The sequence below is a fragment of the Streptomyces sp. NPDC060205 genome (assembly GCF_042728395.1).
In the GTDB taxonomy this organism is placed as follows: Bacteria; Actinomycetota; Actinomycetes; order Streptomycetales; family Streptomycetaceae; genus Streptomyces.
On sequence record NZ_JBHWZP010000496.1, the window covers coordinates 1 to 5,084 of the forward strand.

5 protein-coding genes are annotated in these 5,084 nt (G+C 69.3%); 2 read left to right on the plus strand and 3 right to left on the minus strand.

Translation table 11 applies throughout. The features are described 5' to 3' along the window. Positions 1-36: 36 nt before the first annotated feature. The gene (locus tag ACFWGJ_RS41745; RefSeq protein ID WP_107020244.1) at positions 37-555 is read right to left on the minus strand and encodes a DUF4245 domain-containing protein; all 519 of its coding nucleotides are present in this window, start codon (positions 553-555) and stop codon (positions 37-39) included. Between the two features lie 125 nt (positions 556-680). Between ACFWGJ_RS41745 and glpX the strand changes: the two genes are divergently transcribed. After that, on the plus strand, positions 681-1,712 hold the full coding sequence (glpX, locus tag ACFWGJ_RS41750) for a class II fructose-bisphosphatase (protein ID WP_107020245.1): 1,032 nt from the start codon (positions 681-683) through the stop codon (positions 1,710-1,712). A 229-nt stretch (positions 1,713-1,941) separates the two neighbouring features. On the opposite strand, the gene ACFWGJ_RS41755 is transcribed toward glpX, so the two are convergent. Both ACFWGJ_RS41755 and ACFWGJ_RS41760 read right to left on the minus strand, forming a co-directional pair. Continuing rightward, positions 1,942-2,319 carry a WhiB family transcriptional regulator gene (locus tag ACFWGJ_RS41755; protein ID WP_210880556.1) on the minus strand — a complete coding sequence of 126 codons (378 nt, stop codon included), beginning with the start codon at positions 2,317-2,319 and terminating at the stop codon, positions 1,942-1,944. A gap of 172 nt (positions 2,320-2,491) precedes the next feature. Further along, a complete protein-coding gene (locus ACFWGJ_RS41760; protein WP_387334181.1) occupies positions 2,492-3,187 on the minus strand; it encodes a DUF1707 domain-containing protein in 696 nt (231 codons plus the stop codon). A 167-nt stretch (positions 3,188-3,354) separates the two neighbouring features. On the opposite strand from ACFWGJ_RS41760, the gene ACFWGJ_RS41765 reads away from it, so the two are divergent. After that, positions 3,355-5,019 carry a fumarate hydratase gene (locus tag ACFWGJ_RS41765; RefSeq protein WP_387334182.1) on the plus strand — a complete coding sequence of 555 codons (1,665 nt, stop codon included), beginning with the start codon at positions 3,355-3,357 and terminating at the stop codon, positions 5,017-5,019. Positions 5,020-5,084: the final 65 nt, after the last annotated feature.

Genomic DNA, 5,084 nt, shown 5'->3' on the forward strand with positions numbered 1-5,084 from the left:
GGCGTCGCCGGGGGCCTCTCGCATGTCCGTCCGCGCTCACGACGTCCTGAGGGACTCCGCCATCTTCGTCAGCTTCGCGAACGAGGCCGTGCCGGTGACCACGGTCGTGGAGTTCTTCTCCCGGAGCACCAGAGCGTCGTACTTCTCGCCCTTGTACCGCTTCCAGGACTTCTCGCCGATGCGCTGGGTGACGTTCGTCTCCTCGGCGCCCTGCGTGGTGTCACCGATGAACGTGACGGGCTTCTGAGTGGACTGCTCGATCGCCACGTACTCCCCGTCGGGGTCGTGGAAACCGAGGTGCCACGCGTCGAAGTCGGCTCCGCGGAACCGCACGGAGGTCGCCTTCCACTCCGTGGGCAGACCCTCGGGCGCCGCCACCGGATAGGTGGCCGCACGGCGTGCCGTGAGGAGCTCCACGCGGTAGTCGACCCGTTCGAGAGGGGGCTCCGAGTCGTCCTTGGGGATGAAGACGTAGATGAAGCCCGCGACGATGCCGATCAGGCCCAGGGACAACACCATGTCCCGGACCGACTGCTTGCCTTTTCTGCCTGCCACTCCCCCATCGTCGCAGGTGCACTGCCCCGCTCATCCGTGGGGCCCCCTGCTCATTTTGTCGGACTGAGGATAGAGTCGGTGAAAACCCTCATCCGGCCGTCGCCGTATCAGAAAGGTGCGCTCCGATGACCGAGCATCACTTGCCGTCCGAACTAGAGGTCCCCTCCGAGGCCCCCGACCGCAACCTCGCCCTTGAGCTCGTCCGGGTCACCGAGGCCGCCGCGATGGCCGCGGGCCGCTGGGTCGGCCGCGGCGACAAGAACGGCGCCGACGGGGCGGCCGTGCGGGCCATGCGGACCCTCGTCTCCACCGTCTCGATGAACGGCGTCGTCGTCATCGGGGAGGGCGAGAAGGACGAGGCCCCGATGCTCTTCAACGGGGAGAACGTCGGCGACGGGACGGGTCCCGCGTGCGACATCGCCGTCGACCCGATCGACGGGACGACCCTCGCCGCGGCGGGCATGACCAACGCGATCGCCGTGCTGGCCGCCGCCGACCGCGGCACGATGTTCGACCCGTCCGCGGTCTTCTACATGGACAAGCTGGTCACCGGGCCCGAGGCCGCCGACTTCGTCGACATCAACGCGCCCGTGTCCGTGAACATCCGGCGGGTCGCCAAGGCCAAGCGCGTCACGCCCGAGGACGTCACCGTCGTCATCCTCGACCGGCCGCGGCACGACGGCATCATCAAGGAGATCCGGGAGACCGGCGCGCGCATCAAGCTCATCTCCGACGGGGATGTCGCCGGCTCGATCCTGGCGCTGCGCGAGGGCACGGGGATCGATCTGCTGCTCGGCATCGGGGGTACGCCCGAGGGGATCATCTCCGCCTGTGCGGTGAAGTGCCTCGGTGGCACCATCCAGGGCAAGTTGTGGCCCAAGGACGACGAGGAGCGGGCGCGGGCGGTGGATGCGGGGCATGACCTGGACCGGGTGCTACTCACGGATGACCTGGTGTCCGGGGAGAACGTGTTCTTCGTGGCCACGGGGATCACTGACGGGGAGTTGCTGCGGGGGGTTCGGTACCGGCCCGAGACCGCGACGACCGATTCGATCGTGATGCGGTCGAAGTCGGGGACGGTTCGGCAGATCAGCTCCGAGCATCGGCTGGCGAAGTTGCGGGCGTACAGCGCGATCGACTTCGACCGGGCGAAGTAGCTCCGCCGGTTTTTGGGGGTCGCGGGGGCCGTGGTCGGGTGCGGGTCCGTGGGGGCTTGTCGCGCAGTTCCCCGCGCCCCTTATCAGGCCGGTGGATGTCTGCGGGTGCGTCGTGGTTGCGCGCGCCGTTCCCCGCGCCCCTTGTCGGGCCGGTGAATGTCTGCGGGTGCGTCGTGGCTTGTCGCGCCGTTCCCCGCGCCCCTTTGGGCGCGGGGGTGTTTGCGGCGGGTCAGCCGGCTGCTGCTATGGGGCCCGGGGTTCGGGCTGTTTTTTGTAGGTCCAGGTCTCGGCGGCGGCGGCGGGCCAGGACCACTCGGCGCTCCGCGGCGGTGAGGCCGCCCCAGACGCCGTACGGCTCGGGTTGCAGCAGTGCGTGTTCCCGGCACTCGATCATCACCGGACAGCGCGCGCAGACCCGCTTCGCCGCCTCCTCGCGGGACAGCCGGGCCGCGGTGGGTTCCTTCGAGGGTGCGAAGAACAGCCCGGCCTCGTCGCGGCGGCACACGGCCTCCGTGTGCCAGGGGGCGTCCTGGTCCCTCTCGCGCACCGGCACCGGCTGGGGCGGAACGGCAGCGACCTGCAGGGACTGATGCGGCGGATGCAGCACGGTCTACTCCTGACGACGGCTTCGCGAGCGAGAGACGATGCAGCAAGGCCTACCCGCTGTACGCGCGCCTATGCACTCAGTTCGCAAGCGCCGAGGATCCCGGCCGCCACCGGGCCGGGCACGAGGCCTCGCCCCGGACCGTGTGCTTCCGGTCGTCGTGGATTCGCGACCGTCAATGCCCCAGGTGTTTGCGCAACTTGGCGTTCACCTTGTCGGTGACCCGGTCGAGGATGTCCTCGATCAGCTTGCCCCGCTTCGGCTTCGCCTCGATGCTTCCGAGGACGGCCAGCCCGTCCACGTACACCACGGGGGCGTCCTGTTCGCCCGAGTCCAGCGTGTCCACCTCGAAGCTGCCGAGGACTCCCCCGCCGCTGCCGCGCAGCGACACGTTCTCCGGGACGCGGACCTCGACACTGCCGAACACCGATATCGCCTTGATCACGACCTGCTGGTGCTCGAATATCGCCTCGCTGAGGTCTATCTCCACACTGCCGAAGATCGCGTACGCGTGCGTGCGGCGGCCCACGCGCCAGCGGCCTCTGCGGACGGCCGCGCTGAACACCGCCACCACGTTCTCGTCGGCGACCGGCGGGATCGCGCCCGGGGCCGGCCGGTTGGGGGCCGCCGCGAACGCGGCCGAGGAGCGGGGGCGGTGGGCCGCGGGCAGGTCCCGCACCAGCGGTTCCAGGTCGCCCACGGTCTTCGCGCGGAAGACCTCCTCGACCCGCTCCGCGTGCTCCTCCGCGGTGAGGCGCCCCTCGGCGTGGGCGTCGCGCAGCATGTCCGCGATCCGGTCGCGGTCGGCGTCGGACGCGCGGAGGTCGGTGTGCTTCCGAAGGTCGGGCTCGGTGTGCTTCTGAAGGTCCACGGCAGCAGCGTACCCAAACGCGATAGATCGCGACTAGAAGGTGTGGAAAGCGGGTGTGGACGACCTACTGAGCCTTACCTCACACGCTCGCTGTCCGAGGCAGGTTCTACGCTGGTGGCGCCGCCAACGGAGGCCGGCCGCTGTCTGTCGATGAAGGATTTGGCGAGATGCCTGAGTTCGCGTACACCGATCTGCTCCCCCAGGGAGAGGACACCACCCCCTACCGGCTGGTGACCTCCGAGGGTGTGTCCACCTTCGAGGCCGACGGGCGCACGTTCCTCAAGGTGGAGCCCCAGGCGCTGCGCACGCTCGCGGCCGAGGCGATCCACGACATCCAGCACTACCTGCGGCCCGCGCACCTCGCTCAGCTGCGGCGCATCATCGACGACCCGGAGGCGTCGAGCAACGACAAGTTCGTCGCACTGGACCTCCTGAAGAACGCGAACATCGCCGCCGCCGGCGTGCTCCCCATGTGCCAGGACACCGGCACGGCGATCGTGATGGGCAAGCGCGGCCAGAACGTGCTCACGGAGGGCGGCGACGAGGCGGCCCTGTCCCGCGGCATCTACGACGCGTACCTGAACCTGAACCTGCGGTACTCGCAGATGGCCCCGCTGACCATGTGGGACGAGAAGAACACCGGCTCGAACCTCCCCGCCCAGATCGAGCTGTACGCGGCCGACGGCGGCGCCTACAAGTTCCTCTTCATGGCCAAGGGCGGCGGCTCGGCGAACAAGTCGTTCCTCTACCAGGAGACGAAGGCCGTCCTGAACGAGGCCTCCATGATGAAGTTCCTGGAGGAGAAGATCCGTTCGCTCGGCACGGCCGCCTGCCCGCCGTACCACCTGGCGATCGTCGTCGGCGGCACGAGCGCGGAGTACGCCCTGAAGACCGCGAAATACGCGTCCGCGCACTACCTGGACGAGATTCCGGCCGAGGGTTCCGAGCTGGGCCACGGCTTCCGGGACAAGGACCTGGAGGAGAAGGTCTTCGAGCTGACGCAGAAGATCGGGATCGGCGCGCAGTTCGGCGGCAAGTACTTCTGCCACGACGTGCGCGTGGTGCGCCTGCCCCGGCACGGCGCGTCCTGCCCGGTCGCCATCGCCGTCTCCTGCTCCGCCGACCGCCAGGCCGTCGCGAAGATCACCGCGGAGGGCGTCTTCCTGGAGCAGCTGGAGACGGACCCGGCGCGGTTCCTGCCCGACACGACGGACGCGCACCTGGACGAGGCCGGTGATGTCGTGCGCATCGACCTGAACCGGCCGATGGACGACATCCTCGCCGAGCTGACGAAGTACCCCGTCAAGACGCGGCTGTCGCTCTCCGGGCCGCTCGTCGTGGCGCGCGACATCGCGCACGCGAAGATCAAGGAGCGGCTCGACGCGGGTGAGGAGATGCCGCAGTACCTGAAGGACCACCCCGTGTACTACGCGGGGCCCGCGAAGACCCCCGAGGGGTACGCGTCCGGGTCGTTCGGGCCGACCACGGCCGGGCGCATGGACTCCTACGTGGAGCAGTTCCAGGCGGCGGGCGGGTCGAAGGTGATGCTGGCGAAGGGGAACCGGTCGCAGCAGGTGACGGACGCGTGCGGGGCGCACGGGGGGTTCTACCTCGGGTCCATCGGGGGGCCGGCCGCGCGGCTGGCGCAGGACTGCATCAAGAAGGTCGAGGTCGTCGAGTACGAGGAGCTGGGGATGGAGGCCGTGTGGAAGATCGAGGTGGAGGACTTCCCGGCGTTCGTCGTCGTCGACGACAAGGGCAACGACTTCTTCAAGGACCCGGCACCGGCGCCTACGTTCACGTCGATCCCGGTGCGGGGTCCTGGGCTGTAGCTTTTCTCGCCCCCGCCGCCCCTACCCGTTCCCGTCAACGACTCGGGGGCGCTGCCCCCGAACCC